This window comes from Alcaligenes sp. SJTW-7 (assembly GCF_047716895.1).
Taxonomy (GTDB): Bacteria; Pseudomonadota; Gammaproteobacteria; order Burkholderiales; family Burkholderiaceae_B; genus Alcaligenes; species Alcaligenes ammonioxydans.
This window is the reverse complement of the sequence record NZ_CP136682.1, coordinates 2,108,081-2,135,033: the sequence shown is the minus strand read 5'-3', so window position 1 is coordinate 2,135,033 and position 26,953 is coordinate 2,108,081. Positions and strand designations below refer to the sequence as shown.

Annotated in this window: 26 protein-coding genes and 1 tRNA gene; 14 read left to right on the top strand and 13 right to left on the bottom strand. The window is 57.0% G+C overall.

Annotated features, from left to right (window positions below; genetic code table 11):
• The first annotated feature begins 29 nt into the window (after positions 1 to 29).
• Positions 30 to 872 (top strand): aldo/keto reductase, encoded by an 843-nt coding sequence (locus RSQ48_RS09565; RefSeq protein WP_003799651.1) that lies wholly within the window; start codon positions 30 to 32, stop codon positions 870 to 872.
• 89 nt (positions 873 to 961) lie between these two features.
• Here RSQ48_RS09565 and RSQ48_RS09560 read toward each other — a convergent pair whose 3' ends face one another.
• Complete coding sequence (locus tag RSQ48_RS09560) at positions 962 to 2,170, bottom strand: MFS transporter (RefSeq protein ID WP_336579456.1); 1,209 nt, start codon at positions 2,168 to 2,170, stop codon at positions 962 to 964.
• 50 nt (positions 2,171 to 2,220) lie between these two features.
• Positions 2,221 to 2,796 (bottom strand): chorismate--pyruvate lyase family protein, encoded by a 576-nt coding sequence (locus tag RSQ48_RS09555; RefSeq protein ID WP_003799653.1) that lies wholly within the window; start codon positions 2,794 to 2,796, stop codon positions 2,221 to 2,223.
• 36 nt (positions 2,797 to 2,832) lie between these two features.
• Here RSQ48_RS09555 and RSQ48_RS09550 point away from each other — a divergent pair, with 36 nt between their 5' ends.
• A complete protein-coding gene (locus RSQ48_RS09550) occupies positions 2,833 to 3,567 on the top strand; it encodes a pseudouridine synthase (protein WP_003799654.1) in 735 nt (244 codons plus the stop codon).
• A gap of 16 nt (positions 3,568 to 3,583) precedes the next feature.
• On the opposite strand, the gene RSQ48_RS09545 is transcribed toward RSQ48_RS09550, so the two are convergent.
• Together RSQ48_RS09545 and ugpQ are read right to left on the bottom strand one after the other, a co-directional pair.
• Positions 3,584 to 4,438, bottom strand: a complete 855-nt coding sequence (locus RSQ48_RS09545; protein ID WP_059317578.1) for a 23S rRNA (adenine(2030)-N(6))-methyltransferase RlmJ — start codon at positions 4,436 to 4,438, stop codon at positions 3,584 to 3,586.
• Positions 4,439 to 4,463: 25 nt separating this feature from the next.
• Positions 4,464 to 5,210, bottom strand: a complete 747-nt coding sequence (gene ugpQ / locus RSQ48_RS09540) for a glycerophosphodiester phosphodiesterase (RefSeq protein ID WP_240208839.1) — start codon at positions 5,208 to 5,210, stop codon at positions 4,464 to 4,466.
• A gap of 286 nt (positions 5,211 to 5,496) precedes the next feature.
• Here ugpQ and RSQ48_RS09535 point away from each other — a divergent pair, with 286 nt between their 5' ends.
• The 4 genes from RSQ48_RS09535 to RSQ48_RS09520 all read left to right on the top strand — a co-directional run bounded on the left by RSQ48_RS09535 (position 5,497) and on the right by RSQ48_RS09520 (position 9,456).
• On the top strand, positions 5,497 to 7,455 hold the full coding sequence (locus RSQ48_RS09535) for a SurA N-terminal domain-containing protein (protein ID WP_415301725.1): 1,959 nt from the start codon (positions 5,497 to 5,499) through the stop codon (positions 7,453 to 7,455).
• Between the two features lie 69 nt (positions 7,456 to 7,524).
• A complete protein-coding gene (locus RSQ48_RS09530) occupies positions 7,525 to 8,397 on the top strand; it encodes a peptidoglycan DD-metalloendopeptidase family protein (protein ID WP_415301724.1) in 873 nt (290 codons plus the stop codon).
• Positions 8,398 to 8,418: 21 nt separating this feature from the next.
• Positions 8,419 to 9,102, top strand: a complete 684-nt coding sequence (locus tag RSQ48_RS09525; RefSeq protein WP_165477512.1) for an AzlC family ABC transporter permease — start codon at positions 8,419 to 8,421, stop codon at positions 9,100 to 9,102.
• Between the two features lie 9 nt (positions 9,103 to 9,111).
• The gene (locus RSQ48_RS09520) at positions 9,112 to 9,456 is read left to right on the top strand and encodes an AzlD domain-containing protein (RefSeq protein ID WP_100214767.1); all 345 of its coding nucleotides are present in this window, start codon (positions 9,112 to 9,114) and stop codon (positions 9,454 to 9,456) included.
• A 136-nt stretch (positions 9,457 to 9,592) separates the two neighbouring features.
• On the opposite strand, the gene RSQ48_RS09515 is transcribed toward RSQ48_RS09520, so the two are convergent.
• The 6 genes from RSQ48_RS09515 to RSQ48_RS09490 form a co-directional block, all read right to left on the bottom strand.
• On the bottom strand, positions 9,593 to 11,872 hold the full coding sequence (locus tag RSQ48_RS09515; RefSeq protein ID WP_219234867.1) for a RelA/SpoT family protein: 2,280 nt from the start codon (positions 11,870 to 11,872) through the stop codon (positions 9,593 to 9,595).
• A 21-nt stretch (positions 11,873 to 11,893) separates the two neighbouring features.
• Positions 11,894 to 12,097, bottom strand: a complete 204-nt coding sequence (gene rpoZ, locus RSQ48_RS09510) for a DNA-directed RNA polymerase subunit omega (RefSeq protein ID WP_003799665.1) — start codon at positions 12,095 to 12,097, stop codon at positions 11,894 to 11,896.
• Between the two features lie 35 nt (positions 12,098 to 12,132).
• Entirely contained in the window at positions 12,133 to 12,777 is a 645-nt protein-coding gene (gmk, locus tag RSQ48_RS09505; RefSeq protein ID WP_003799667.1) for a guanylate kinase, read from the bottom strand.
• Positions 12,778 to 12,815: 38 nt separating this feature from the next.
• A complete protein-coding gene (locus tag RSQ48_RS09500; protein WP_003799670.1) occupies positions 12,816 to 13,145 on the bottom strand; it encodes a hypothetical protein in 330 nt (109 codons plus the stop codon).
• Between the two features lie 15 nt (positions 13,146 to 13,160).
• The gene (gene xth / locus RSQ48_RS09495) at positions 13,161 to 13,943 is read right to left on the bottom strand and encodes an exodeoxyribonuclease III (RefSeq protein ID WP_003799672.1); all 783 of its coding nucleotides are present in this window, start codon (positions 13,941 to 13,943) and stop codon (positions 13,161 to 13,163) included.
• A 562-nt stretch (positions 13,944 to 14,505) separates the two neighbouring features.
• Positions 14,506 to 14,579 (bottom strand) — tRNA-Cys (locus RSQ48_RS09490).
• A 166-nt stretch (positions 14,580 to 14,745) separates the two neighbouring features.
• Between RSQ48_RS09490 and RSQ48_RS09485 the strand changes: the two genes are divergently transcribed.
• Complete coding sequence (locus RSQ48_RS09485; RefSeq protein WP_219234865.1) at positions 14,746 to 17,013, top strand: arginine/lysine/ornithine decarboxylase; 2,268 nt, start codon at positions 14,746 to 14,748, stop codon at positions 17,011 to 17,013.
• Between the two features lie 195 nt (positions 17,014 to 17,208).
• Here RSQ48_RS09485 and RSQ48_RS09480 read toward each other — a convergent pair whose 3' ends face one another.
• The gene (locus RSQ48_RS09480; RefSeq protein ID WP_003799675.1) at positions 17,209 to 18,102 is read right to left on the bottom strand and encodes a LysR family transcriptional regulator; all 894 of its coding nucleotides are present in this window, start codon (positions 18,100 to 18,102) and stop codon (positions 17,209 to 17,211) included.
• 282 nt (positions 18,103 to 18,384) lie between these two features.
• On the opposite strand from RSQ48_RS09480, the gene RSQ48_RS09475 reads away from it, so the two are divergent.
• Complete coding sequence (locus RSQ48_RS09475) at positions 18,385 to 18,525, top strand: hypothetical protein (protein ID WP_157784319.1); 141 nt, start codon at positions 18,385 to 18,387, stop codon at positions 18,523 to 18,525.
• Positions 18,526 to 18,601: 76 nt separating this feature from the next.
• On the opposite strand, the gene RSQ48_RS09470 is transcribed toward RSQ48_RS09475, so the two are convergent.
• Positions 18,602 to 19,387 carry an isocitrate lyase/PEP mutase family protein gene (locus tag RSQ48_RS09470; RefSeq protein WP_003799678.1) on the bottom strand — a complete coding sequence of 262 codons (786 nt, stop codon included), beginning with the start codon at positions 19,385 to 19,387 and terminating at the stop codon, positions 18,602 to 18,604.
• A gap of 61 nt (positions 19,388 to 19,448) precedes the next feature.
• Entirely contained in the window at positions 19,449 to 19,910 is a 462-nt protein-coding gene (locus RSQ48_RS09465) for a universal stress protein (protein ID WP_003799679.1), read from the bottom strand.
• 194 nt (positions 19,911 to 20,104) lie between these two features.
• Here RSQ48_RS09465 and RSQ48_RS09460 point away from each other — a divergent pair, with 194 nt between their 5' ends.
• From RSQ48_RS09460 to RSQ48_RS09435, 6 genes are all read left to right on the top strand, one after another.
• Positions 20,105 to 21,286, top strand: a complete 1,182-nt coding sequence (locus RSQ48_RS09460) for an acetyl-CoA C-acyltransferase family protein (RefSeq protein WP_059317581.1) — start codon at positions 20,105 to 20,107, stop codon at positions 21,284 to 21,286.
• A 517-nt stretch (positions 21,287 to 21,803) separates the two neighbouring features.
• Entirely contained in the window at positions 21,804 to 22,565 is a 762-nt protein-coding gene (locus RSQ48_RS09455; RefSeq protein ID WP_003799684.1) for a hypothetical protein, read from the top strand.
• A gap of 98 nt (positions 22,566 to 22,663) precedes the next feature.
• Positions 22,664 to 23,632, top strand: coding sequence for an ABC transporter substrate-binding protein (locus RSQ48_RS09450; protein WP_003799686.1), 969 nt, complete (start codon positions 22,664 to 22,666; stop codon positions 23,630 to 23,632).
• 79 nt (positions 23,633 to 23,711) lie between these two features.
• On the top strand, positions 23,712 to 24,608 hold the full coding sequence (locus RSQ48_RS09445; RefSeq protein WP_059317583.1) for an ABC transporter permease: 897 nt from the start codon (positions 23,712 to 23,714) through the stop codon (positions 24,606 to 24,608).
• A complete protein-coding gene (locus RSQ48_RS09440; protein ID WP_003799689.1) occupies positions 24,608 to 25,402 on the top strand; it encodes an ABC transporter ATP-binding protein in 795 nt (264 codons plus the stop codon). Before RSQ48_RS09445 ends, RSQ48_RS09440 begins: the two co-directional genes overlap by 1 nt.
• Before the next feature lie 308 nt (positions 25,403 to 25,710).
• On the top strand, positions 25,711 to 26,949 hold the full coding sequence (locus RSQ48_RS09435; protein ID WP_415301723.1) for an efflux RND transporter periplasmic adaptor subunit: 1,239 nt from the start codon (positions 25,711 to 25,713) through the stop codon (positions 26,947 to 26,949).
• Positions 26,950 to 26,953: the final 4 nt, after the last annotated feature.

Genomic DNA, 26,953 nt, shown 5'->3' with positions numbered 1-26,953 from the left:
TCTGAGCGCAGCACGATAAGGACGGACTGATGCGATACGCACCCTTGGGTTCCGCTTCGCGCGTCTCGCGCGTGGGACAAGGCAGCTGGTATGTCGAGCAGTCGGATCGGGCGCAAAGTATTGCGGCCTTTCGGGCGGGCCTGGATGCAGGAATGAACCATATCGACACGGCAGAAATGTATGGGGATGGTCAGGCAGAAAGCCTGATCGGGCAGGCCTTGCAAGGTCGTCGCCATGAGGCGTTTCTGGTGTCTAAGGTCTTGCCCTTCAATGCCAGTAGGCAGGGCGTGATCCGCGCTTGCGAGGCCAGCCTAAAGCGTCTGGGCACCGATTATCTGGATCTGTACTTATTGCATTGGCCGGGCCAGATTCCTTTGGAAGAAACCTGCGCAGCCTTTGACAAGCTGGTGCAGCAAGGCAAGATCAAGCAATGGGGCGTCAGCAATTTTGACGTGCCGGAACTGGAAGCGCTGTACGACATCGTGGGCCCGGGCGAGATCGCCTGCAATCAGGTTTTGTATCACCTGAATGAGCGTGCGATTGAACACGCGGTCATGCCCTGGTGTCAGGAGCATCAAGTTAGCGTGGTGGCGTACAGTCCCTTCGGTCATGATGATTTTCCGGAGCCGGATTCTGAAGGCGGGGCCTTGTTGGCCGAGATTGCCACCCAATATCAGGCCACCGCGCGTCAAGTAGCTTTGGCCTTTTTGCTGCGTGACCCCCATGTGTTTGTGATTCCCAAGGCATCACGTGCGGCTCATGCCCAGCAAAATGCGGCTGCTGGGGATCTGATATTGCAGCCCGAGCATATTCAGGCACTGGATGCCCAGTTTCCACGCGGGCCCAAGCCGCCTTATTTGCCGATGATTTGAACGCAAGAAGAACGGCCCCAAAGCCAGGGTTCCATCCAGGGCTTTGGGGCCGTTTTCCATGAGCCGTCGCTTTGCGGTTGTCGCTTTGCTTAACTGGCGAAGTAGGGCTGACGCTTGTTCTTGAAGTACAACCAGGCCAGAGCCAGCATCACCACGGCGGAAATCGGTAAAGTCCAGGTGTTGACGCCATACCAGCCATACACGGCCAGCACACGGCCCGAGGTGAAGGAGGACAAGGCCACACAGGTAAAGATGATGAAATCATTCAGGGCCTGCACCCGGCTACGCTCTTCAGGGCGGTAGCAATCCACCACCATATTGGTAGCGCCGATAAAGCCGAAGTTCCAGCCCAGCCCCAGCAAAATCAAACTGACCCAAAAGTGCGGTACGGTCATGCCCAGTAAAGCCACCATGCTGGCCAGACCCAGCAAAAGCACACCCACAAAGGTGACCGGGATCTTGCCAAAGCGCTTGATCAGATGGCCGGTGAAAAAACTGGGGCCGAACATGGCCAGAATATGCCATTGAATGCCCAGCGTGGATTCTTTAAGGCTGTGGCCATGCATGACCATAGCCAAGGGCGAGGCCGTCATCAGAAAGTTCATCAGCACATAAGAGGCGACCCCGGCGATCAGGGCAATGATGAAGTAGCTATTGGAGGCAATCTCGCGCAAGGGGCGGCCGGTATAGGGCACTTTCTGCCGCTGGTGGCGTGTACCGGGTGCCAGACGCAAGCTGAAGGCGAAAGGCAACACCAGAGCTGCCAAGGCGGCTTGTGCCAGGAAGGCAGCGGCAAAAGGATGGTCAGGCCAGATGTCTTGCGTATGGATAATGGTCTGGGTGGCGATAATGGCGCCGAGCAGCCCACCGGCCATCACCCAGGAGATTGCTTTGGGTCGGAAGATCTCGCTGGCCTCGTCGGCGGCGGCGAAACGATAACTTTGCACGTAGGAGGCATAGAATCCGGCCAGCAGTGTGCCCATGCAGAACATGGCAAAGGACAGGCCATAGATTCCTGCAGCGGCCAGCAGACCCGCTGCGACACCCAGCAAGGCGCCAATCAGGTAGCCGCCCTGGCGTCCCAGGCGGCGCATCAGATAGGCGGCCGGCAAAATACCGACTGCCAAGCCCAGATTGAAAATACCCACCGGCAAGGTTGCCAGATCGGGGCTGCTGGCCATTTTCTGGCCGACCAGACTGCTCAAGGCCACCACCAATGCCGGATTTGCTCCCCCCAGCGCTTGCATTCCAGACAGAATAAAGGCGTTGCGGCGGCTTTGATCGACTTGCGTGGACATGGTTAGGCTCGTTATATAACTCAGTATTATTAACTAATGTCGAAATATGACTAAGCCAGTGTAGCACCGTGATCCCAGAAGGCGGGCATGAAGGACTCGGCCACCAAAAGGGGCTGACCGTGGCGCCAGAAAACCGAGCAGCGTGACAGAATCAGCGGCGCGTGGGGTACCGGCTCCTTATCCTGTTTGCAGGCACGCTCAACACTGCGGAAAAAGCTCATGCCGCGATGTAAACGGCAACTGAGAAAGGCCGAGCGTTGTATCTGGGCATCGTTATAAAGCATGTCGGCCAGCGGGCGGCTGCGCAGCCGTCGTATGCCTTGCCAGACACTGTGGGAGGCAGCCAAGGGCGTGAAACTGCGGGCGACCACGCAGCGGATTCCGTCCACGCTCATGGACACTTCCCGTACCCAGGCCAGCGTGCCCGGCGGCTTTCGGATCAAAGCGGCCTCTTGCGGGTTCAGGCGGCAGGCGTATTCGCGCACGACGTCCAGATGGACCAGGCCCAGCCGACGCAGGCCCGCGGTCAGGGCGCCCGGACGATGAAGCCAGTACTTTTGAGCAGGGCTTGCGCTGGGGTGGACCTGCGCATGCCAAGGTTTTTTTATGCTGGAGGGAAATTTCATGTCCTGTATTATCGCCAAAGCCATAAAATAGCGCTCATGGAAAAAGAACGTATCTCAAAATTGATGGCCCAGCGCGGCATGTGTTCACGCCGTGAGGCGGACGCTTTTATCGAGCGCGGCTGGGTCCGTGTGGACGGTCAAATCGTCTCTGAATTGGGGAGCAAAGCCTACCCCAATCAGAAAATCACACTGGAAAAGCAGGCGCGTCAGCGTCAGACTCAACGTGCCACCATCTTGCTGCACAAGCCCGTGGGTTATGTGTCGGGACAGGCCGAGGCCGGTTACCGCAATGCGGTGTCGCTGATCAGTGCCGCCAACCAATACAAGGGCGGCCGTGGCAGTCAACGCTTTGACCCGGCGCATTTGCGCGGTCTGGCGCCTGCAGGCCGTCTGGACATTGACTCCACCGGTTTGCTGATCCTGACACAGGACGGTCGTATTGCGCGCCAGATTATTGGCGAAGACTCGGTCATCGACAAGGAATATCTGGTGCGAGTGACCGGCAAGCTCAGCGAACGGGGGCTGGAGCTGCTGAACTTTGGTTTGAGCCTGGATGGCAAGCCTTTGCTGCCCGCCCAAGTGTCCTGGCAAAACGATGATCAGCTGCGTTTCATCTTGCGCGAAGGCAAGAAACGCCAGATTCGCCGCATGTGTGAACTGGTTGGCCTGAAAGTGGTGGGCCTGAAGCGCGTGCGTATTGGCGAACTGGTGCTGGGTGATTTGCCTATGGGCCAGTGGCGCTACATGAAAGAGTCCGAGCGTCTGGCCTAAAGGCAAACGGGGCGGTTTACAGCCCCGAATGACGAAGTTGAAAGCTGGCCTTGTCATCCTGGGCCAGCGTTTTTGTTAACCAAGGCATGCTTTGTTCCAGAGCGTTGAGCAGCGTCCAGGGAGGATTGCTGATGAACAGGCCACTGCCATGCAAACCCAAACCATTTTTGGCCGGAGCACGAACCGTCAGGCTCACATGCAGCCAAGGTGTCTCCAGTTGCTCCAGCTTGCGTTGCAAGGCCTGTACTTCGGGGCGTTGCACAATCGGATACCACACGACCATGCAGGCCTGGGCAAAACGCTTGAGGGCGTTTCTGACGCTGTTCAAGACTTGCTGATAGTCGGACTTGGCCTCGTACGAAGGGTCCATTACCACGATGGCGCGTCGTGATGGCGGCGGCAGTAGCCGTCCCAGCTGTTCAAAGCCATTTTCCTGATAGAGGCGCACCCGGCGGTTTCCTTGAGGAAACAGTCGCGCCACGTTCGTGCTCAAAACGTCAAATTCAGTCGGGTGCAACTCGAAGCCATGAAAGCTGTCTTGCGCACGCAGATGCATCAGGGCCAGCCAGGGAGAACCGGGATAATAGCGGGCGGTTCCGTCCGGATTCAGGTCGGCAATGGCGTCAATATAGTGCTCCACCAGCTCCGGGTACTCATCTTGCTGCAAGACGCGGTCCAGGCCGTCGTAGAACTCGCCTTTGGTTTGCGCCCAGTCGTGTTCCAGATCATAGATACCAGCACCGCAATGGGTGTCGATGATGCTGAATGCGCTGTCTTTGTGAGCGTAATAATTGAAAATATGCAGCAAGGTGGCGTGTTTGAGTACATCCGCGTGGTTGCCGGCGTGAAAAGCGTGACGATAGCTGAACAAAAGAAATCCTGGTGTTGCGGTTGAGTTAAAGCGTGTCGGGGCGGATCGTGGTGACCTTATCAGTGAAGATGGCATTGCATCCCCAGTCCAGCAGTTCGCGCACTCGCTCGGCGTCGTTCACGGTCCAGACGGCGACGGTATAGCCTTTGCTACGGACCGCCTGCACCAGGGCCTGGCTGACAAAGCGGTCGTTCAGATTCAGCCCCATACAGCCCAGACGCTCCAGACGCTCCGGCCAATCAGCAGGAACTTCCTCTTCAATCAGTAGGGCTCGGGGCAAGGTAGGTGCGGCTTGCTGCGCCGCCTCCAGAGCGACTTCGGAAAAAGAGGACAGCAGCGGAGGCAGGCTGGCCTGAGCCCATAAAGCCTGGGCAGCCAGGGCGACCTGACGTCCGGTTTCCGCCTCGTGTCCCGTGGTGGGCTTGATTTCGATATTGCTGTGAACCTGATTGGCCAGGGTAAAGGCGGCAATCGAACCTAGAGTGGGTATGGGCTCTCCAGCATAGGCCGAGGAATGCCAGGCGCCAAAGTCCAGGGCGGACAGTTCGGCCAGTGTCAGTCGGGAGGCCAAGCCTTGTCCATTGGACGTGCGCTCCAGCGTGTCGTCGTGCAGCAGCACGGGAACCCCATCACGGCTCAGTTTGACGTCGTACTCCATCATGCGAAAACCGTTCTGTGTACCGACCCGAATGGCGGCCAGGGTATTTTCCGGCGCAATCTTGCCTGCACCACGGTGGGCGATCAAAGCGGGGTAGGGCCAGTGATGATTCATTGAAGGCATGGCGGACTCGCAAGCGGCGTGATAAAAAGCCAATGTACTATTTTAACCGGGGCTGTACACTGTACGGTTAAGGTTTTGGATTTACAATCCGATCCTAGGCCACATCAAGTACTCATAACGCCCTATTTTGAGCGCTGTTGGGCACTTCGTGAAGCCACAGTTTAAGCCAAACACACTTGATTCAAACACGGTATATTTTCAGGCCGAGCCGGGCTCTCTCTCCGGTCTGATGCGCCGCCCGCAGCACCTTGCTGCAAGCGAAAGTAGGTGATGATTAATGTTCGAGATTATCCGTAAGAACCAACGCGTCATGCAGCTGGTGTTGTTAGTGCTGATTCTGCCGTCTTTTGTACTGATTGGCGTCAGCGGCTACTCCAGCTATGTTTCTGGCGATAGCGATATGGTCAAAGTTGGCGATAGCGCTATTACCAGCCAGGAATTTGATCGTGCGCGCCGCATGCAGCTCGATGATATGCAGCGCAACAATCCTTCCGGTTTTGATCTGGCCCAGGCCGACAGCATAGAGAGCCGTCGTGCTTTGCTGGAGTCTTTGATCGATCAGCGAGTACAAATTGAAGTGGCTACTGCTGACCGCTTCAACGTGTCTGACATTGCGCTGCGCGATTACATTGCCTCCATGCCGGAGTTTCAGGAAAATGGCGTCTTTTCGCCGGCTCTGTATAGCCAGGTATTGGCCTCGGCCGGTATCAATACCCGCGATTTCGAACAAAGCCAGCGTGGCCAGTTGGCCCTGCAACGTGTTCTCGGCCCAGTGGCAGCCAGCGCCTCCATGCTGCCCAGCGTGATGAACAAGCTGGAGATCGCGCTGACAGAAGAGCGTGGCGTGCGTGTTCGCAGCTTCCTGACTCGTGACTTTGAATCCAAGGTGCAGATCAGTGATGCCGACTTGCAAGCCTGGTATGACGCGAACAAGCAATCGTTGGAACTGCCCGAGCAAGTCAAGGTGGAATATCTGCTGCTCAATGAAGCGGCGGCCTCCAAGGATTTGCCCACCCCGACCGATGAGCAGCTCAAGCAATACTACGAGCAAAACAAGGCGCGTTATGTGCAGGCCGGTCGGGTCAATATCAGTCATATTCTGGTGACCTTGCCGGCTGGCGCCTCTGACAGCGAACGCGAAGCGGCCCAGACCAAGGCGCGCGAGCTGGCTGAAAAGGCACAGGCCGATAAAGAGAGTTTTGCCGATTTGGCCCGCGCCCATTCCCAGGACGAGGGTAGCGCCCGTGAAGGCGGGGAACTGGGGTGGATCAGCAAAGGTTCCTGGCCCAGCGTGCTGGAGAACGCCGTGTTCGCCTTGAAAAAAGGTGATGTGTCGGGCGTGATCGAAGGGCCTAATGGTTTTCATATCTTCAAGAGCAATGAGGTTCAGCCAGAACAAGGTGAGTCCTTTGAGCAAGCCCGTAGCAAGGTGCAGGATGAAGTGCGCAAACAGCTGGCCTCGGAGCGCTTTGCCGATATGGCCAGCAAGCTGACCAATCTGGTATACGAAAATGAAGACAATCTGGAAGCGGCCGCCAATGCACTGGGGCTGACCCTGAAACAGGCCCAAGGCGTCAGCCGTCAGGGTTTGATTCCGGCTTCCCAGGTTGACGGTGAATTGGCTGCGGCCGACAGTCCCGATGCGGCCGTGCTCGATGACAGTCGCGTGCGGCAGGCCTTGTTCAACGCTGAAGCCATGGCCTCGCGCAAGAATGCGGGTGTCGTGGAAGTCTCGCCAGACACGTTGATCGCGCTGCGCGTTGTGGATGTGAAGCAAGCGCATGTGCCGGCACTGGATAAGGTGCGCGGTATTGCCGAAGAAAACCTGCGTCGTGAAAAAGCTGCTGCATTGGCTGTTCAGGCCGGTGAGGACTACTTGAAGGAGCTGCAGGCGGGGGCAGAGCCTGAGAATTTCTCGGCCCAGTTTGCCGTGAGCCGTGCCGAGTTCCCGGAGATGGATGAGGCTTTGTTGAACAAGGTGCTGGCCAATCCGGTGGACAAGCTGCCCGCCTATGTAGGTGATCGTCAGCCCCAGGGCTACACGGTGGTGCAGATTTTGAGCCATCAGCCTGGCAAGGCGGGCAATCCTGGCCTGGACATGCTGACTGCACAACTGACACAAGCCATGGCTCGTACCGAGACGCAGGCTGTGTTGCAGGCCATGCGTGTTGAGGAAAAGGTTGAGCTTCTGCCCGAGGCGGAAAAAGAGTTGAGCGCTAGCGGCGATAACGAATAAGGCGACGCGCATCACACGACACAACCCTGGAGCCCGTGGGCTCCAGGGGCATTTTCAAAGAGTATGAGCATGACTCACACGGATATTTCGATGGTACGGCGGCGCCTTATAGGCGCCGCAACTGTTTGGGGCTTGACCGCTCCGTGGTGGGCCCACGCGGCGCCGCCTGCGGGCACATTCATCGAACGTACGCTGCACCACCCAGTGCCGGGCGGAGTGGCCGTGCTGGACTTGGGAACGGTCGCCACGATGCCGGTAGCGAACTTTAACGGCCAGCGTGTCCTGGTGATTCAGGATGCTGACCGGCATTGGAAAGCCATTGTGGGCCTGGACCTGAAAACACGGCCTGGTCAACACAGCCTCGTGGTGCAAGGCCAGCTTGCGGTGGGGTTCCAGGTGGGCAGCAAACGGTATCGTGAGCAGCGTATCACCCTTAAGAACAAGTCCCATGTGAATCCGGACCCGCAACAGCAGGCCCGTTTCGAGCGTGAGTACGAAGAGCAGATGCAGGCTTATGCCAGTTTCCGCGAAGAGGGACCCAGCAATGTGGTTTTTGAAAAACCAGTGCCGGGGCGTCTGACCAGTCCTTTCGGTCTACGCCGTTTCTTCAACGGTGAAGAGCGCAACCCCCATTCCGGCCTGGACTTCGCAGCGCCGACCGGCACGGCGGTCAAGGTGCCGGCAGACGGAATCGTGACCATCGTGGCGGATTACTTCTTCAACGGCAAAACTGTATTTGTTGATCATGGTCAGGGCCTGATCACCATGTTCTGCCACTTGTCGACCTTTGATGTACGAGTTGGCGACCGCGTCAGCAGGGGTGATGTGGTGGCACGTTCGGGTGCGACGGGCCGTGCAACTGGCCCTCACTTGCACTGGAATGTCAGTCTGAACAATGCTCGGGTAGATCCAGCGATCTTTATTGGTGCTTTTCAGGCCTAGACAGGCGCAACAAGGTTTTTCATGATGATCGGTTCGGCGTATCGACGTGGTTTGCGCGACAGCGCCTCCATTGCTCTGGGCTATGTGCCCGTCGCCATTTCGTTTGGTTTGGCTGCCGTGCATGCGGGTCTGTCGCCGTGGTTGGCGGTGTTGGTGTCTCTGGTCGTGTACGCCGGCGCCAGCCAGTTTATATTGATCAGCCTGCTGCTTGCTGGTGCCGCCTATCCCAGTATTTTGGGGATTGTGCTGGTAATGAACCTGCGTCATGTGTTTTATGGCCCCAGCCTGATGGGTTTTTTTACCGGTCCCAGGACGGTCTCCAGCCTGTTTTTGGCTCCTGGCCTGACCGATGAGGTGTTTGCGGCCTCTGCGGCCGGCATAGCGCGTCAACCACCCCTGGAACAGGAGTCCTGGTATTGCGGTTTGCAACTGGGATCGTATCTGTCCTGGGTGCTGGGTACGGCGGTAGGCGCGTATTTTGCCAGCGACTTGTTGGGGCAGTCACCGGTTTTGGAAAAAACCTTGGGCTTTGTTCTGCCAGCGCTGTTTTTTGCCTTGCTGCTGGAAATCCGCCGCTCGGCACCCATGGCCGTGCTGCTGGCTGCGGCGTTGGGAGCCTTGCTTGCCATGACTTTGCTGCCCTCGTACTTGGCCATTATTGTGGGCATGCTGGCCGGGGGTTTGATGGCTTTGCGCCGCGCGTAGGGGGTGGAGATGGACTGGAGTTTCCTGCTCATGGTTGTGCTGGCTGGACTGGGCACATTTTTGATTCGCTATCTACCTTTGCGCCTTGGAGGACGTCAGCACAAAGCTGATCCCAGTCGTATTTCGATCTGGCCCCGTTTGTTCGGTGCGATTGGTCCTGCGGGCGTGGTGTCCTTATTGGTCGTGTCCTTGATATCCTTGCTGCGTCCCGATCAGTTGGCCCTGGATTTGCCCCCTTTGCTGGCCGGCCTGGCCGGCGTCCTGCTGGGCCGTCGCTGGCCAGGGGGGATTGCGGGATCAACATTGCTGGGCGTGGTGGCCTATGGCTTGTGTACGGCCTATGTCGGGGTCTGAATGCTGTGGCCCGCGCTTGTCTTTTTCACGGTAGGCCGATATCTACGCGCTGACTGAGGCGGCAAGCCAACAAAAAGCCTACTGTTGTCAGTAGGCTTTTTTGTTTTAAGGGCAGACCTTGCTTGGGCGGATGGGCTTAGCCTTTGACACGCACAATCTTCTGAACCTGAGGAACGTGTCGAATCGCCCGGATAACGCGGGCCAGATGAGTACGACTGTCCACCTGAACGGTCAGATGCAGTACGGAAGTGGCTGCCGACTCGTCGGGCATGGAGATGTGCAAGATGTTGGAGTCGGCATCGGTAATTTCAGCCGCCAGACGCCCCAGAACGCCCCGTTCATTAATGGTGGTGACATCCAGTCGGGTGGACAGATGGCGGGCGGTATTACTGTCCCACATCACCGGCACCCAACGCTCCGGCTCCTTGGCCTGGGCGCGCTGTGCCACCGCGCATTCCGCCATGTGCACTACCAGGCCATGGCCCAGGCGAATCCCCCCAATAATGGCGTCACCAGGCAAAGGCCCACAGCAGGGGGCCAGTTGCACGGCTTGACCTTCGTTGCCATGAATCAGAATAGGGGCCGAGGTGTTGGCGCTGATTTCGTCAAATTCAGCAGCTGTTGTTTCCAGCAAAGGGTTTTCCGGGGCAAAGCGCCGGGCTACCACGGCGGCCAGACGTTTGCCCAAACCGATATCGGCCAGAATTTCTTCACGGGATGCGGCGCCCGATCCCTTGGCCAGTTTGTCCCAGTTGGGATCGTCGTCTGTGGCGTGAGGCAAACCTAGCTGGTCGAAGGCCTGATCGAGCAGGCGACGGCCAAAGGCGACGGATTCCTCGTATTTGACGGTGCGCAGGTAGTGGCGAATCTCCGAACGGGCGCGGCCCGAACGGACGTAGTTCAACCATTGGGCACTGGGTCGGGCAGCCGGGGAGGTAATGATCTCCACCGAGTCACCGCTTTTCAGCTCAGTGCGCAAGGGGGCGAACTCGCCATTGATCTTGCACGCCACGGCGTGATTGCCAATATCCGTATGGATGCTGTAGGCAAAGTCGACTGGCGTCGCGCCGCGTGGCAGAGAAATAATCTTGCCTTTAGGCGTGTGAACGTAAACGGCATCGGGAAACAGGTCAACCTTGACGTGTTCCAGAAACTCCGTGGAGTCACCCGTCTGGCTTTGAATATCCAGCAAGGACTGCAGCCAGCGGTGTGTGCGCTTTTGCAGATCGTTCAGGGTGACGTCATCTTCTTTGTACAGCCAGTGAGAGGCGACACCTTCCTCGGCCACATGGTCCATTTCACGCGTGCGGAACTGGAACTCGACGGGGGTGCCGTAGGGGCCAATCAAGGTTGTGTGCAGGGACTGATAGCCATTTACTTTAGGGATGGCAATGTAGTCCTTGAATTTCCCTGGCACGGGGCGATAGAGCTGGTGCAGGGTGCCCAAAGACAGGTAGCACTCGGGCAAGGTATGCACAATGACGCGAAAGCCGTAAATGTCCAGCACATCCGAAAAGGATTTCTTCTGCTCGACCATCTTGCAGAAAATGCTGTAGAGCGACTTTTCGCGGCCGGAAATTTCGGCATCAATCCCGGCAGCCGGCAAGGCAATCTTGACGGCTTCGGTGATCTTGCTCAAGACTTCTCGGCGGTTGCCACGCGCAGCCAGCAAGGCCTTGTGCAGCACTTTATAGCGGTTGGGATAGATGGCCTTGAAGCAGCGGTCTTGCAGCTCGCGAAACAGGGCATTCAAGCCCAGACGATGTGCAATCGGAGCATAAATGTCCAGGGTTTCCTGGGCCACACGGCGGCGCTTTTCGGGCTTGACCGCGTCCAGCGTACGCATATTGTGCAAGCGGTCAGCCAGCTTGATCAGGATGACGCGTACATCGCGCGACATGGCCAGCAGCATCTTGCGAAAGCTGTCAGCTTGCTGTTGCGTTTTGGTGGCAAACTCCAGCCGTTCCAGTTTGGACAGGCCATCCACGATCTCGGCTACATCTGTACCAAACTTCTCGGCCAGTTCCTGCTTGGTGACATCCTGATCTTCGATCACGTCGTGCAGCAGGGCTGACATCAGGGCATCGGTATCCAGCTTCCAGCCGGCACAGATTTCCGTAACCGCAATCGGGTGCGAGATATAGGGTTCACCACTGGCGCGAAACTGCCCCAGATGCGCCTGGTCGGAGAAGCGGTAGGCTTCGCGTACCCGTTCCACATCTTTGGGGTCCAGGTACTGCGAGATGATCTTGGTGAGGGGAGCCAGCGAGGCAATCGGCGGGTTGGCGCTGTCTGGCACGGCCGATGCCTGGGCCGCGGGCGTCTTCTCTTTAGGCTTGCGCCGCCCTAGCCGTGAACCTTTTTTAAGGACGGCCAACAGCCCAGACGATGCGCCCCGTAAACCAGAAAATGCCATACTGTGCTCCGCCCGTGTCGATCAGGTAGGAACTTTACGCAGCATTTCCAGACCGGTCGCGCCCGAGGCAATTTCTCGCAAGGCGGTAACCGTAGGCTTGTTCTTGCTCTCCAGGCGTGGTTCGTGGCCTTGGGCCAATTCACGCGCACGGTAAGCTGCGGCCAAAGTGAGCTTGAAACGATTAGGGACCTGCTCCAGGCAGTCCTCGATAGTGATGCGAGCCATAGTAGACCTGTTATCAAAAAGAAATAAGAAGGAGATCAGCCCTGGTTCAGCAGGGCATTTGCGCCTAATTGTTGAAAGAGTTGGCGATGCCGTACTGACTGAGTGGCAGTGCGCAAACGACTGGCCTGCACAATACTCAATAGCTGCTGTAATGCCGTATCAAAATCCTCATTGATAATAGCATATTGACAGTCGTGAACATGGGCGATTTCGTGCTCGGCCGCCTCCAGGCGACGGGCGATCGTCTCTTCGCTGTCCTGGCCGCGTTTGCGTAAACGCGCCTGCAAGGTGGGTAAGGAGGGCGGCAGGATGAAAATGCCTACGGCCTCAGGAAAATGGGCTCGGGCCAGACGAGCGCCTTGCCAATCGATTTCCAGCAACACATCACGGCCTTCTTGCAAGGCTTTCTGAATGGGTTCGCGCGGGGTGCCATAGTAGTTGTCATGGACTTTAGCCCATTCCAGCATGGCGTTGTCAGCACACATCTGCTCAAAACGTGGTTTATCCACGAAGAAATAGTGCTCGCCGTGACTCTCTCCGGGACGCGGCGCGCGCGTGGTGGCCGAGATGGACAGCATGATGTTGGAATCGTTGGTCAACAGGGCGTTGACCAGACTGGATTTGCCGGCCCCGCTAGGGGCGACAACCATAAAAACGGTGCCAGGATAGCTCGTGGACATGGAGAGCGGACTCAAATAGTGGTGTTTTTATAAAAAAATTAATGGCTGTCTGGGTCGGTCTGCCCAAACTCATTCAGGACAGCCTGCACACTGGCCGTGTCGGCGCACAGAAAGACGACCGTATCGTTGGGGTTCATGGAAAACAGCACGGCTTCCACTTCCTGCGGGGCGTCCGTTGCCTGAGCAATGGCCATGACATGCACATCGCCTCCTGCCTCGAATTGTTCGGGAGGCACAATGGTGGCAACCGCATCCAGATCAGGTTCGCTGACGGCCAGATAGGCCCAGACCTTGTGTTCCTCTTCCAAGGTGATCTCAAGCACATAGGCCGAGTCGGTCTGCTCGATGATTTGGCTTTGAATTTGCATAATGAAGTGAGTGTGTCAGCTAAAAGACAGGATGGCGGTAACGGGGGCGTGATCCGAAGGTTGCTCATTGGCGCGTGGCTCACGGTCAATCTCGCAGGCCAGACAGCGCGCCTTCAGTTCATCAGACAGCAGGGCATGGTCAATACGCAGCCCGGCATCACGGCGAAACGCAAAACGGCGATAGTCCCACCAGGTGAACGGGCTGCCCTCTTGCTCAAACAGACGGTAGGCATCATGTAGTCCCAGAGCCAGCAGGCGCTCGAACGCCGCGCGCTCGGGCGGGGAGACCAGCACATCCACCCCCCATTTCACGGGATCGTAGACATCCTGGTCGGCCGGGGCAATATTATAGTCGCCCAAAATAGCCAGTCGGGGGTACTGCTGCAATTCTTTTTCCAGCCAGTCGTGCAAGGCGGCGAACCATTCCAGCTTGTAGCTGTATTTGTCGCTGTCCAGCGATTGCCCGTTCGGGCAATAGGCGCTGACGACACGGACCGGGCCATCCGGCGAGGGGTAGGTGGCAGCCAGCAGCCGTTGCTGGGGGTCCTCGTAATTGGGCAGATTGCGTTGTACGTCCGTGCCTGGCTCGCGGGAAATCAAGGCCACGCCGTTATACGTCTTCTGACCAGCCCAATGCGCGTGATAGCCCATTTCCTGAAAGGCCTCCAAAGGAAAACGTTCGTCCGGCAGTTTCAATTCCTGAAGACAAAGTACATCAACGGGGTTGGCTGCCAGCCAGTCCAGCACTTGGGGAAGACGAACGTTCAGAGAATTGACGTTCCAGGTGGTTAATTTCATGGTGTTCGACAATCGACTTGAATCGGTGAAAACCGTTTGCAGACGGTCTTATGGTTATGGGTGAGGCAGAGGCGGCCAGCGAGGCGGACAAAGCCGCTCGATGACCTGGAGCATGCGCGAATGCCGCCATCATATCAGCGCAGGCCAAAGGCTGGTTTTAAAGCCAGCAGGCTTGCGGGGGTGAATCAAATACGGATGGCGGATGTTTGTACTAGGTCGTAGTAAAAAGCAGACACGTGAGGCCAGGAGTTTCACTGTTCATTATTTGCATGTAACAGCTACAAAGACAGGGTTCAAGACCTCGCGGGTCTTGCATGCACAGTGATGTTTTTAGGGCACGAAAAAGCGGGCTTTTTGCGCAGATCACGCGCGTGCTTGTGTTAAATTGCAGGCCAAGTTGGATTGGAGGGCCAAGTGGGATGAAAATACTTGGCCGCAGCGCAGAGTGTGCCGATTCGCAGCCCAGGAAAAGTGAATAAAAAAATCGCCCTAAAGGCGACTTTTTCTGTGTGCATCAAACCGGAACTTAAGCCAGTTTTGTCGGTCTTGACTGCAAGCAAGATGGAGGCGTGTGCTGGAATCGAACCAACCTGAACGGATTTGCAGTCCGTCACATAGCCAATCTGTCACCACGCCTTTTGTTTTGTCCTGGGACATGTAAAATTATGCCCAAGGACGTAGGGAAAAGCAAGTGTCAAATGACGGGACGTGAAAATCGGTACGATCTGCAGCACAAAAGCGACTGGCGTCCCTCCCTTTTTTTGCCGCCCCCTGCGGCACTCCCTTGTATTAAGGACATGGCATGCAATATCAATTCCCCATTGTGATCATCGATGAGGATTTTCGTTCTGAAAATGCGTCTGGTCTGAGCATTCGTGTATTAGCAGATGCGATCGAGGCCGAGGGCTTCGAGGTGTTGGGAACCACCAGTTATGGCGATCTGAGTCAGTTTGCCCAGCAGCAAAGTCGTGCCAGTGCGTTTATTTTGTCCATCGATGATGAGGAGTTCACGCAAGATGGAGACAGTGCGCCTGCGCTGGTCAATCTGCGGGCCTTTATCCGGGCTGTTCGCCGACGCAATACCGATGTGCCCATTTATGTCTATGGCGAGACCAAAACCGCTCGTCATATGCCAAACGATATTTTGCGCGAGCTGCAAGGCGTCATTCACATGTTTGAGGACACGCCCGAGTTCGTGGCGCGTCACATCGTGCGGGAGGCGCGCAGTTACGTGGAAGGGGTCAAACCCCCCTTTTTGAAAGCCTTGCTCGATTACGCCGAGGACGGCTCCTATTCCTGGCACTGCCCCGGTCACTCCGGTGGCGTGGCCTTTCTGAAAAGCCCGGTGGGGCAGATTTTTCACCAGTTCTTTGGTGAAAACATGCTGCGGGCCGACGTCTGCAATGCCGTCGAGGAACTGGGCCAATTGCTCGATCACAACGGTGCCATTGGTGCCAGCGAACGCAATGCGGCGCGCATCTTCAATGCTGACCATTGCTTTTTCGTGACCAACGGCACGAGCACCAGCAACAAGATTGTCTGGCACCATGCTGTGGCACCGGGTGATGTGGTGGTCGTCGACCGCAACTGCCACAAGTCCATCCTGCACAGCATTGTGATGACCGGTGCCATTCCGGTGTTTTTGCGTCCGACTCGTAATCACTTCGGGATTATCGGCCCCATTGCGCGTAGCGAATTTGATATCGAAACCATTCGCGAGAAGATCCGCAACCATCCGTTGCTGTCTCATCTGGATGCCGATACGGTGAAACCGCGTGTGCTGACGCTGACTCAGTCCACCTACGACGGCATCATCTATGACACTCAGGTCATCAAAAATGCGGTGGATGGTTATGTGGAAGTGCTGCACTTTGACGAAGCCTGGATTCCGCACGCGGCGTTTCATCCTTTCTATGGTCAGTTTCATGCCATGGGCAAGAACCGCCCGCGTCCTCAAGAGACGATGGTGTTCTCCACCCAGTCCACGCACAAATTACTGGCTGGTCTGAGTCAGGCCAGCCATGTGCTGGCTCAGGATTCGGTTACCCGTAGCCTGGACCGCCACTTGTTCAATGAAGCCTATCTGATGCATACCAGCACCAGCCCGCAGTACGCGATCATCGCCTCTTGCGATGTGGCGGCCGCCATGATGGAGCCGCCCGGCGGTCGCGTGCTGGTCGAGGAGAGCATTATCGAGGCACTGGATTTTCGCCGCGCCATGCGCAAGGTGGAATCCCAGTTCGATGAGGACGATTGGTGGTTCAAAGTCTGGGGTCCGCCGACCTTGGCCGAAGATGGGGTGGGCCAGCCCGAGGACTGGATCATCACGGACGATCCCGAGCATAGCGAATGGCACGGTTTTGGTCCCCTGGCAGACGGCTTCAATATGCTGGACCCGATCAAGGCAACGATTGTCACACCCGGCCTGGATCTGAAGGGGGCATTCGGGGAAACCGGCATTCCCGCCTCCATCGTGACCAAGTTCCTGGCGCAGCGCGGCGTGATCGTGGAGAAGATTGGGCTCTACAGCTTTTTCATCATGTTCACGATTGGCATTACCAAAGGCCGCTGGAATTCCCTGGTGACTGCCCTGCAGCAATTCAAGGATGACTATGACCGCAACTTGCCAGTCTGGCGTGTCCTGCCGCAGTTTGCGCGCCAGTACCCGTGCTACGAGGAAATGGGCTTGCGCGACTTGTGTCAGCATGTGCATCAGCTTTACGCCAAGCACGACATTGCCCGCCTGATGACCGATATGTACCTGTCCGATGTGGTGCCGGTCATGCGTCCGGCGGATGCCTTTGCCTGCATTGCGCAGCGCCGCACAGAGCGCGTGGAGATCGATCAATTGGAAGGTCGTGTCACCACGAACCTGATTACACCGTACCCACCGGGTATTCCATTGCTGATCCCCGGTGAAGCGTTCAACAAAACGATTGTGGACTTCCTGAAGTTCTCGCGTGAACTGCATCGTCAGTGCCCGGGTTTTGGGACTGATATTCACGGTTTCGTGGAAGAGGTGGATGCCACTGGTCAGAAACGCTACTACGTGGACTGCGTGGCACAGTAAATAAAGCAGTGTGCAATCCAAGGCCGCAGAGGGAACCCGGCCTTGGGCTAGAGCCGTTAAGTGAGCGGGCCAGGTGATGGGCCTTCAAGATTCTGGGCAATTTCCAGACTTGAAATGTCGGTCGTCAGGCCCGTTTTTTTACGGCTTGGCTATCTGTAACGAGCCCTTGTGACACGCTCTTGTTGCAGTGTCTTGTCACACGCTTTGAGCTATGCGTAAAGCACATTCGAGCAGCCGTGAGGTCAGGGCTTGTGGGTCACGGTCTGCCCGCAAGATCGCCACCACCCGACGTTGTAGGCTGGGGAGCTCGATGGGGTATTTATGCAGTTGATGCTCGTGCAGCAAGGTGTCGGGAATACGGCTGGGCAAAATACAGTCGCCCAGTCCGGACGCCACCAGTCGCAACATGGCGTCTATAGTCTCGACCTCAGCCACAAACTCGGGATGCAGCCCGCTGCTGTGAATCATGCGGCGCAGGGCATAGTGGGGCGGAAAACCAATCAGGCGCAAGTCCTGATGACGGAGGTCCGTGCTGGGCACGGCCTCGTGTCTGGCAGAGATGCGGCACATATGATCGTCAAACAAAGAATGGGAAATCAGCCCTCCGCAGTCTACGGCCGAATCGTAGACAAATCCTACGTCGGCTTTGCCGCTTTCGACCAAGGCCACCACTTCTGGTGAGCTGCGCCCCAACAGAGACAAGTTCACGCCAGGGTGGGTGCTCATGAAAGCGGCTGCAACATCCGACATGAAGTAGTAGCTTAGGGTATGCACCGTCGCCAGCCGTACCGTGCCCGAATGGATGCCATGTTCCTGGCGCACGGCGTGGATAGCGCTGTCAATGCGGCTGTATGCCGGTTCAATTGCCTGGCGCAGTAGCTCGCCGGCATCGTTCAGGCTGACGCCGCGTCCGGTGCGGATAAATAGCGTCTGGCCCAGGCTTTGCTCCAGTGCGCTCAGTTGTTTGCTCAGACTCGATTGGCTCAGTCCTAAATCTTCAGCCGCTTTGCTGACGGAGCCTAATTGTGCAATACGCAGAAAACTGCGCAAGGATCGATCCAGGTGGTCGGTGGGGTGTGAATCGCGCATGTCGTGGTCTCTTTATTGTTGTAATCCAACTTGTGAAGCGAGAGGGGAGGGCCGGGCCTTGTTCGGTTCCTGCCAGCAAGGCAGGGCGAAGAAGTCGATGTCCTTTTTGTCTATGAAAAGCTCGGTTTTAATTTCTTTTATTTTTGCTCAACGTCGTCTAATTTGATCTGATAATGCGCTTATAACGCGTGTGGAATTGATTTGTGGTCTAATCATTGATATAATAAAGAAATCGGGGTGCTAAGGGCAGCGCCCCCTGTCGATATTGAGCAGGAGTTATTCGTGAGCAAATCGAAACCAGTACGTCGTAAGCAAGCCTTTGAGGTCGAGCCCTTGAATTGGGTGGCTCCCAAGAAAGCTGTCGTGGAAGCCGATCAGAAGTCCAAGGCGGACACTTCCAGCGAGCAGAATCAGGACAGTTGAGTTCTGACTGAGAGCTTAAAAAGCGCAAGCCCGGTTGCTTGCGCTTTTTTATGCCTGCCCGGTCTGTCACGGCACGCTAAGGCCAAGGGCGATGCGCTGCAGTGGGGGGCAGGTGGCCTTGCTCCAGCAGTTGCAGGCTCACTTGTTCGAAATGATTCCAACTTGCCAAGGCCAGTTGGGAACCGGTGCTGACTCGTCGCACACCTATGGCGGCCAGATCGGGCACGGTCAGGCCGGGGTGGATCAGCAGAACATTGACCGGGGTAGGGGCCAGTGCCCGAACAAGACGGGCGATGTCGTCCAGCACTCGCAAACCGGGGGCGTAAACCACGTCAGCCCCGGCCGCCGCAAAGGCCTGTAGTCTTGCTATGGTCTCCTCCAGGCTGAGCGCACCGATCAATAGGCCTTCACAGCGGCCCACCAGCATGACATCCTCACCACTCTCGCGAATCGCTTGTTTGGCGGCTCGCATCCGGGCAACGGCCAGATCCAGGTCATACAGGCCCTGCGTCTGCCGATCTTCAATGGACAAACCGGCGATGCCGGTTTCAATGGCCAGACTGACGTTAGTGGCCACGTGTTCGGGCTCATCGGCAAAGCCATTTTCAAAGTCGGCGTTGATGGGCAGGCTGGTACAGGCGCTCAGCTCGCGCAAGTGGCCGAGCAGGGCGTCGCGCCCCACTTCAAAGTCTTCCAATCCTCTGGACCAGGCAAACGCGGCGCTGCTGCTTGCAAGGGCTTGAGCGCCCATGCGCTCGAGCCGGCGGGCACTGCCTATGTCCCAGGGATTGGGCAGAATCAGTAGGCCATTTTCATGCAAGGCCCGAAAACGGCGACGTTTTTCCTGTGTGCTGACGCTCATGCAAGCCTCCTGAGAATCAAAAACGCAAACCGGAGTTTGCGTTTAGATGCTTGGTCGCGTGTTATTTTTTCTTGGCTTTTTTGCGGATGACCAACACGGGAATTTCCGAATACGTCAATACGTGCTGGGTTTCGCTGCCCAGCAACAGACGTTTATAGCCTTTGCGTCCGTGCGAGGACATGACGATCAAGTCGGCCTTTTGTTTTTCGGCAGTGGCGATGATTGCATCGGCTACCAGTTCTGATTTCACCACCAGGCCTTTGACAGACACGCCAATATCTTTACCGGCCTGCTTGACTGCGGCCAGTTCGGATTGTGCGTGTTCCACCCAGGATGCTTCGATGCGGCTATCGAGTTTTTGATCCAGAATCGGGCCTCCTTCCAGGTAACTTTGGCGGTACCGGGGAATGACGCGCAAAGCCAGCAGTTTGGCGCCGGTGGCTTTAGCCAGGTTCAATGCATGGGTGACAGCATGGGCGGACAGTTCTGAGCCGTCGGTGCAGACCAGGATACGCTCGTACATGAGGGGCAATCCTTTAAAAAGAGTTATCAAGAACGTGTCTTGTGGGTAAGGTATAAAACCATACTGCGAATTAAGGTCTTTGTGTCTGCTTTATAGTTTTCTATGGCAGCCGTGTATATTCGAGTGAACGTTTTTGTCAGCTTGGCTTTTTTTATGCAGGTCATCTTATCCCAATGGGATGGAGGGAGATTCATATGAAAGAAGTGGTGGTGGTCCAGGCATGTCGTACTGCGATTGGGGATTTTGGGGGGGGCTTGAAAAATGTGTCCCCCATTGAAATGGGGGCCACCGTATTGCGGGCGGTGCTGGACAGAAGCGGTGTATCAGCGGCAGACGTTCAGCATGTGGTGATGGGGCAAGTCATTCAGACCGAGCCGCGTGACATGTATTTGTCGCGTGTGGCCTCCGTGCAAGCCGGCGTGGGACATGGAACGCCGGCCATGAATGTAAATCGGCTGTGTGGCTCCGGTCTGCAGGCGATTGTCTCGGCCGCACAAGGCATTCTGGTGGGTGATGCCAAGGTTGCTTTGGCAGGCGGAGCAGAAAGTATGAGCCGAGCCCCGTACATGGCCAGCGCTCATCGCTGGGGCGCGCGCATGGGTGATTCGGTCATGATGGACATGATGACGGGGGCGTTAACCGATCCTTTTGATCGCGTTCACATGGGGATCACGGCCGAGAACGTCGCCCGTCAATATGGCGTCACCCGTGCCGAGCAGGATGAGCTCGCCCTGGAGTCGCACCAGCGTGCGCGGCGGGCGATTGAACAGGGCTACTTCAAAGAGCAGATCGTGCCGATCATCCAGAAAAGCCGCAAAGGCGAGATTGTGTTTGATCAGGATGAGCACGTGCGTCTGGATGCCACCATGGACAATTTCACGGGTTTGAAGCCAGTGTTCCTGCCCGAGGGAGGCAGTGTGACGGCCGGCAACGCTTCGGGCCTGAATGACGGAGCGGCCGCCGTTTTGCTGATGTGCGCCGATGAAGCTCGCCAACGCGGCCTCAAACCCTTGGCCCGGCTGGTGTCATGGGGACACGCCGGTGTGGACCCGAGCATTATGGGCATTGGACCTGTGCCAGCCAGCCGTTTGGCGCTGGAACGTGCGGGCTTGAGCGTGTCTGATCTGGATGTGGTTGAGTCCAATGAAGCCTTTGCCGCCCAGGCATGCGCGGTATTGCGCGAGTTGGGGCTGGACCCGGCGCGAGTCAATCCCAACGGCAGTGGTATCAGCCTGGGTCACCCGATTGGGGCGACAGGTGCCGCCATTACGGTCAAGGCCTTGCATGAGCTGCAGCGTGTGCAGGGCCGCTATGCCCTGGTCACCATGTGCATTGGGGGCGGGCAGGGGATTGCCGCTATTTTTGAGCGTCCCTGAGCTTGCGCAGGTCGGTTGTCCCGGCCTTGATGAGAGGATGGAAAACCCGGGGAGCGGATCAAACCGCTCTCCGGTTTTTTTTTGGTTCAGGCGTATATATCCTGACAAAACCGGTCTAGCCACGTCCCCTCTTGTGGGCCCCTAAGCATCCAGTCAATAACACGGAATTGTGTTGAAACCACGTCTAGGACTGGCTGGTCGAGCAGCCAGTCTTTGCGGCTTCTGATCGGGATAATGGCAGATTCGCATTCAAGGCGGTCGAGCCCGCTACGCCTTGACCACCCTGGGTCTGGAATGGCAGTCAGGATACGGTCGTCATGGTGGGGCGCGTCTGAATCTGCTCTTTGCTCTGCGGTGATCGCTGTTATGATGGCGCCTTGCTAAAAAACGCCGGAAGTGGCGCAATGCCGCCTTCCGGCGATGTTTTCTGTGTCTGCAGGTTCGGACCAGGGCGTGGCCCCGCGCTGAGCACTCGGTCTGAGCGGGCGGGCCTGACTGATTTGCAAGGAAGAGTTTCATGGCAGGTGAGCAGGGGGATGACAGCCCCACATTGTCGGAAAGCGAAGGGATTCGTTATCTGCACTTTGGCACGGAGTGGATTCAAGGCGCGATGCGCATTCGCAAGCCCGCCGAGCTGGTCTTGGCTTATACGCAGCAAATGATGGCCTGGTTGCTGTTCATGGAAGACCCCAAACCTGAGCACAAGCTGGCCATTCTGGGTCTGGGAGCCGGGTCCTTGCTGCGTTTCTGTTTGAAGCAGACGGCGTGCCAGGTTCAGACCGTCGAGTGGAATCCCTCGGTCATTGGCATGTGTCATGCTTTCTTTCGCTTGCCTCGCAGCGCGCGCTCGCTGATCGATCAGGCCGATGCCGGCGTATGGGTACAAGACAGCGGGCAACATGGTCAATATCGGGCCTTGATGGTGGATTTGTATGATGCCGATGCGCAAGGTCCTGTGCGAGACAGTCTGGAGTTTTATCAGGACTGCCGTGCCGTTCTGGAAGACGAGGGCATCATGACCGTCAATCTTTTTGGCGCGCATCCCAGCTTCAAACATAATATTGACAACATTCGCGCCGCTTTTAATGGCAAAGTACTGCTCTTGCCCGAAATGGATGAGGGCAATCAGGTCGTTCTGGCCTTTAAAGGCAGCACCCTGGAGATGACCGCGGGCGAACTGCTCAGTCGTGCCGAGCAGGTGCAGGCTGATTATGGTTTGCCGGCTACGCGCTGGGCGCGCGAGCTGCTCTCGTTTCGACGCCAGATGCAGGGCCAATAAGGCCTTGGGGCAGGGATTACCTCAGGGGGAAAATTCCGGCTGTTCGCGTTAGACTTAAAACCTAAAATTTTCGTTTTTTTGCATCTAAGGAGTATTGGATGAAACTGATCAGATCGGTGCATCAGGTGGCGGCCGCTTTGGCTTGTGTTGGATTGATGTCGGGCGCTGCCGTTCAAGCGCAATCTGTATCGGTGTCGTCAATTGTGGAACATCCGGCCCTGGACGCCATTAAGGATGGGGTACACAAAGCGCTGACCGATGCCGGGTACACCGAAGCCTCCGGCTTCAAATGGCAGTTTCAGACCGCGCAGGGCAACCCTGCGATTGCCGCCCAGATCGCCCGCAAGTTTGTCGGCGACAAGGCAGATGTGATCGTGGCCATTTCGACGCCGTCCGCGCAGGCGGTGGTGTCGGCAACCAAAACCATTCCTGTGGTGTATTCCGCGGTGACCGATCCCGTGGTCGCGCATCTGGTGCCCAGCATGGCGCCCTCGGGCACCAACGTGACAGGTGTGTCCGATGCCCTGGCCCTGGAAGCCCAGGTTGATCTGATCAAGAAAGTTGTGCCCGATGCCAAGCGCGTGGGCATGGTCTACAACCCTGGCGAAGCCAACTCCGCCGTGGTTGTTAAAGAAATGAAAGAGCTGTTGCCCAAACACGGCATGACGCTGGTTGAAGCCACTGCTCCTCGTACCGTGGACGTGGGTGCAGCGGCGCGCAGTCTGGTGGGCAAGGTCGATGTGATCTACACCAATACTGACAATAACGTCGTGTCGGCTTACGAGTCCTTGGTCAAAGTGGGCGTTGATGCCAAGGTGCCTCTGATTGCATCGGACACCGACAGCGTGGCCCGCGGTGCCATTGCGGCCCTGGGTGTGAATTATTACGATCTGGGTCTGCAAACCGGTCAGCAGGTCATTCGTATTCTTAAAGGCGAAAAACCGGGCGACATGGCTTCCGAGACCAGCACCAAACTGGAGCTCTACGTCAATCCGGGCGCGGCCAAGCGTCAAGGTGTTTCGCTCAACGAGGACTTCGTGAAGTCCGCCACAAAAATCGTCGAATAAGCCTGAGCTGACCGCTTCTTGCAGGTGGGTTGCCACAAGCTGCCCGCCTGTTTCTTTTGTATCCTAGACGTCCAACAATATGTCTATCTATTCAATGTGGGGGGCCCTGGAAATTGGTCTGATTTTCGGACTGGTTGCTCTGGGGGTTCTGATCTCTTTTCGCATCCTGCGATTTCCTGACCTGACGGTCGATGGCAGTTTTCCTTTGGGTGGGGCAGTAGCCGCCATCCTTATCAGCCAGGGCAATGACCCGTTTATAGCCACCGTGGTCGCAACCTTTGCCGGTGCCATCGCGGGCACCATCACTGGCTGGTTGAACGTGCGTCTGAAAATCATGGATCTGCTGGCCAGTATCCTGATGATGATTGCCTTGTACTCCATCAATCTGCGTATCATGGGACGCCCCAATGTGCCCTTGATCATGGAGCCAACGGTCTTTACGATTCTGCAGCCCGACGCCATCGCCGACTATATTGCGCGTCCGTTGTTGTTGATTGGCCTGGTTCTGGTGGCCAAGCTGGCACTGGACTGGTTTTTCGGCACGCAAACGGGTCTGGCGATGCGGGCTACCGGAGCCAACGCCCGCATGGCGCGTGCGCAGGGTGTGGCAACCGGCAATATGCTTTTGCTGGGCATGGCCATCTCCAACGCTCTGGTGGCCTTGGCGGGAGCCCTGTTTGCTCAGTCGCAGGGCGGGGCCGATATTTCCATGGGGATCGGGACCATCGTCATTGGTTTGGCTGCCGTGATTGTGGGCGAAAGCATCCTGCCTGCCCGCAAGCTGTTTTATGCGACGCTGGCCGTGGTGCTCGGTGCGATTCTGTACCGCTTCTTCATTGCCTTGGCGCTGAACGCGGATGTGATCGGTCTGAAAGCGCAGGATCTGAACCTGGTGACTGCCTTGTTGGTGACGGTGGCGCTGGTGATTCCGTTGCTCAAGAAAAAGCGTGCTCGTAAACAGAAGGGGGCCCAGTAATGTTGGAAGCAAAAAACCTGTGCCTGACCTTTAATCCAGGCACGCCTATTGAAACCCGTGCCTTGCGCGGCCTGTCTCTGACGATTCCTGAAGGCCAGTTTGTAACCGTGATCGGTTCCAACGGCGCGGGCAAGTCCACCTTCTTGAATGCCATATCGGGCGATCAGTCCGTGGATGAAGGCCACATCCTGATCGATAATGTGGATGTCACACGCCGTCCCGTCTGGGAGCGCGCCAACTGGGTGGCCCGGGTGTTTCAGGACCCCATGGCGGGCACCTGTGAAGACTTGACGATCGAAGAGAATATGGCGCTGGCCACCTGTCGGGGCAGTCGTCGCGGTTTAAGCCGTGCAGTGCGGCACTCCATGCGCGCCGAGTTTGCAGCGCGTCTGGAAACCTTGGGCCTGGGCTTGGAAAACCGTCTGACGGATCGTATCGGTCTGTTGTCGGGCGGTCAGCGCCAGGCGGTCAGCTTGCTGATGGCCGCCTTGCGCCCCTCCAAAATTTTGCTGCTCGATGAACATACCGCCGCTCTGGACCCGCGTACAGCCGACTTTGTTTTGCAGCTGACCAACCGCATTGTGCGTGAGGGCGGGCTGACCACCATGATGGTCACGCACAGTATGCGTCAGGCGCTGGATGTCGGCGATCGGACGGTAATGCTGCATCAGGGCAAGGTGGTGCTGGATGTCAGCGGTGAACAGCGCAAGGGTCTGGATGTGCGTGATTTGCTGGAGATGTTCGAGAAGGTGCGGGGTGAAACTCTGGCCGACGATAGTTTGTTGCTCGGTTAGAAAGCACTATCCCGGATCTGGAAAACCGCGTCAACTCTAGGGGGTTAAACGCGGTTTTTTTATATTCATCAAACCCTAGGTATATGATAATACGTGTTCTTTTGAGGTGGGCCGACGACGGGACGGGGATCAGGTGGGAGCGGGCTACTCGTAGGCGCCAAATGATTGCATGATCGGAATGAGTCTCATCGCAAATTTTGCTGTTTGATTTAGGCTTTTTCGACATATACTTGCTGCTTGTCCAAACCATACAATCCAGTCAGTTTAAGCGTTAAACTCCCATGCAACGCTTAGCTCAGGAGTTCTTCATGTCATTTAAAAGCTTGCTGGGTCGACAGCCATTTCGCATTGCTGTCTTCTCTTCCCTGGTTCTTCTGGCCGCCTGCGGCAACAAAGAGCCTCAAGCTCCGGCCGGCGGGATGAAGGTCCCGGTCAGCGTGATTACCGTCCAACCGACCTCTACCGAGTTGTTCTCCGAGCTGCCTGGACGAGTCGAAGCGATCAAAGATGCACAAATCCGTGCCCGTGTGTCCGGCATTGTTGAAGAGATCAACTTTGAGCAAGGCGCTGAGGTCAAGCAGGACCAGCTTTTGTTTACCATTGATCCCGCCCCTTACCGTGCGGTGCGCAATCAGGCGGCGGCCCAGTTGAAAAATGCTCAGGCTGATGCGCAAAGCGCCCGTCAACTGGCACAGCGGTATGAGCGCCTGATCAAGGAAAACGCGGTTTCGCGTCAGGATTACGATAACGCCAAGGCACGGGCCATGCAGGCTGAGGCCTCCATTGCCGCCGCCCAGGCGACCCTGGAAAGCGCCACTATCGATTTGGGATATACCAAGGTTGTCTCTCCTGTTGCCGGACGCATTGGCAGAGCGCTGATTACCGAAGGCGCTTTGGTGTCAGCGACCAATGCCACGCACATGGCAACGGTACAGCAACTGGATCGTGTGTATATAGACGTGACCCGTTCGACCGCCGAACTTAGCCAGCTGCGTCGTGCCATGGCCGATGGGAGCCTGAAGTCGGCCGGCGAGGGCCAGGCCAAAGCCAAGGCGGTGCTGGAAGATGGCTCGCTGTACGACCAGGACGGCGTGCTGCTGTTTAGTGGTGTCAGTGTGGACCCGTCCACCTCCCAGGTTACGCTGCGGGCCGTGTTCCCCAACCCCGATGAAATTCTCCTGCCAGGTATGTATGTTCGCCTGCGTCTGGAGCAAGGGGTTATTCCCGATGCCTTGCTGGTGCCTGCCCAGGCAGTGCAGTACACCTCGGATGGCTCATCCAATCTTTACGTGGTTCGTGACGGAAAAGCTCAGTCCGTACCCGTGGTGCTCGGACCTGAGCACGATGGCCAGTATGTCGTGAACAAAGGCCTGCAGGCCGGTGACCAGATCATTGTTGAGGGTTTCCAGAAGATTCGCCCCGGTGCCCCGGTCCAGACCATTCCCTGGAAGGGGGATAAGCCCGCCGCGGCGCCAGCCTCTGATGCGACTCCCGCACAGCAGCCGGCCGCAGCGGCTGAGCCAAACGAAGCCAAGTCTAGCGAGTAAGCGA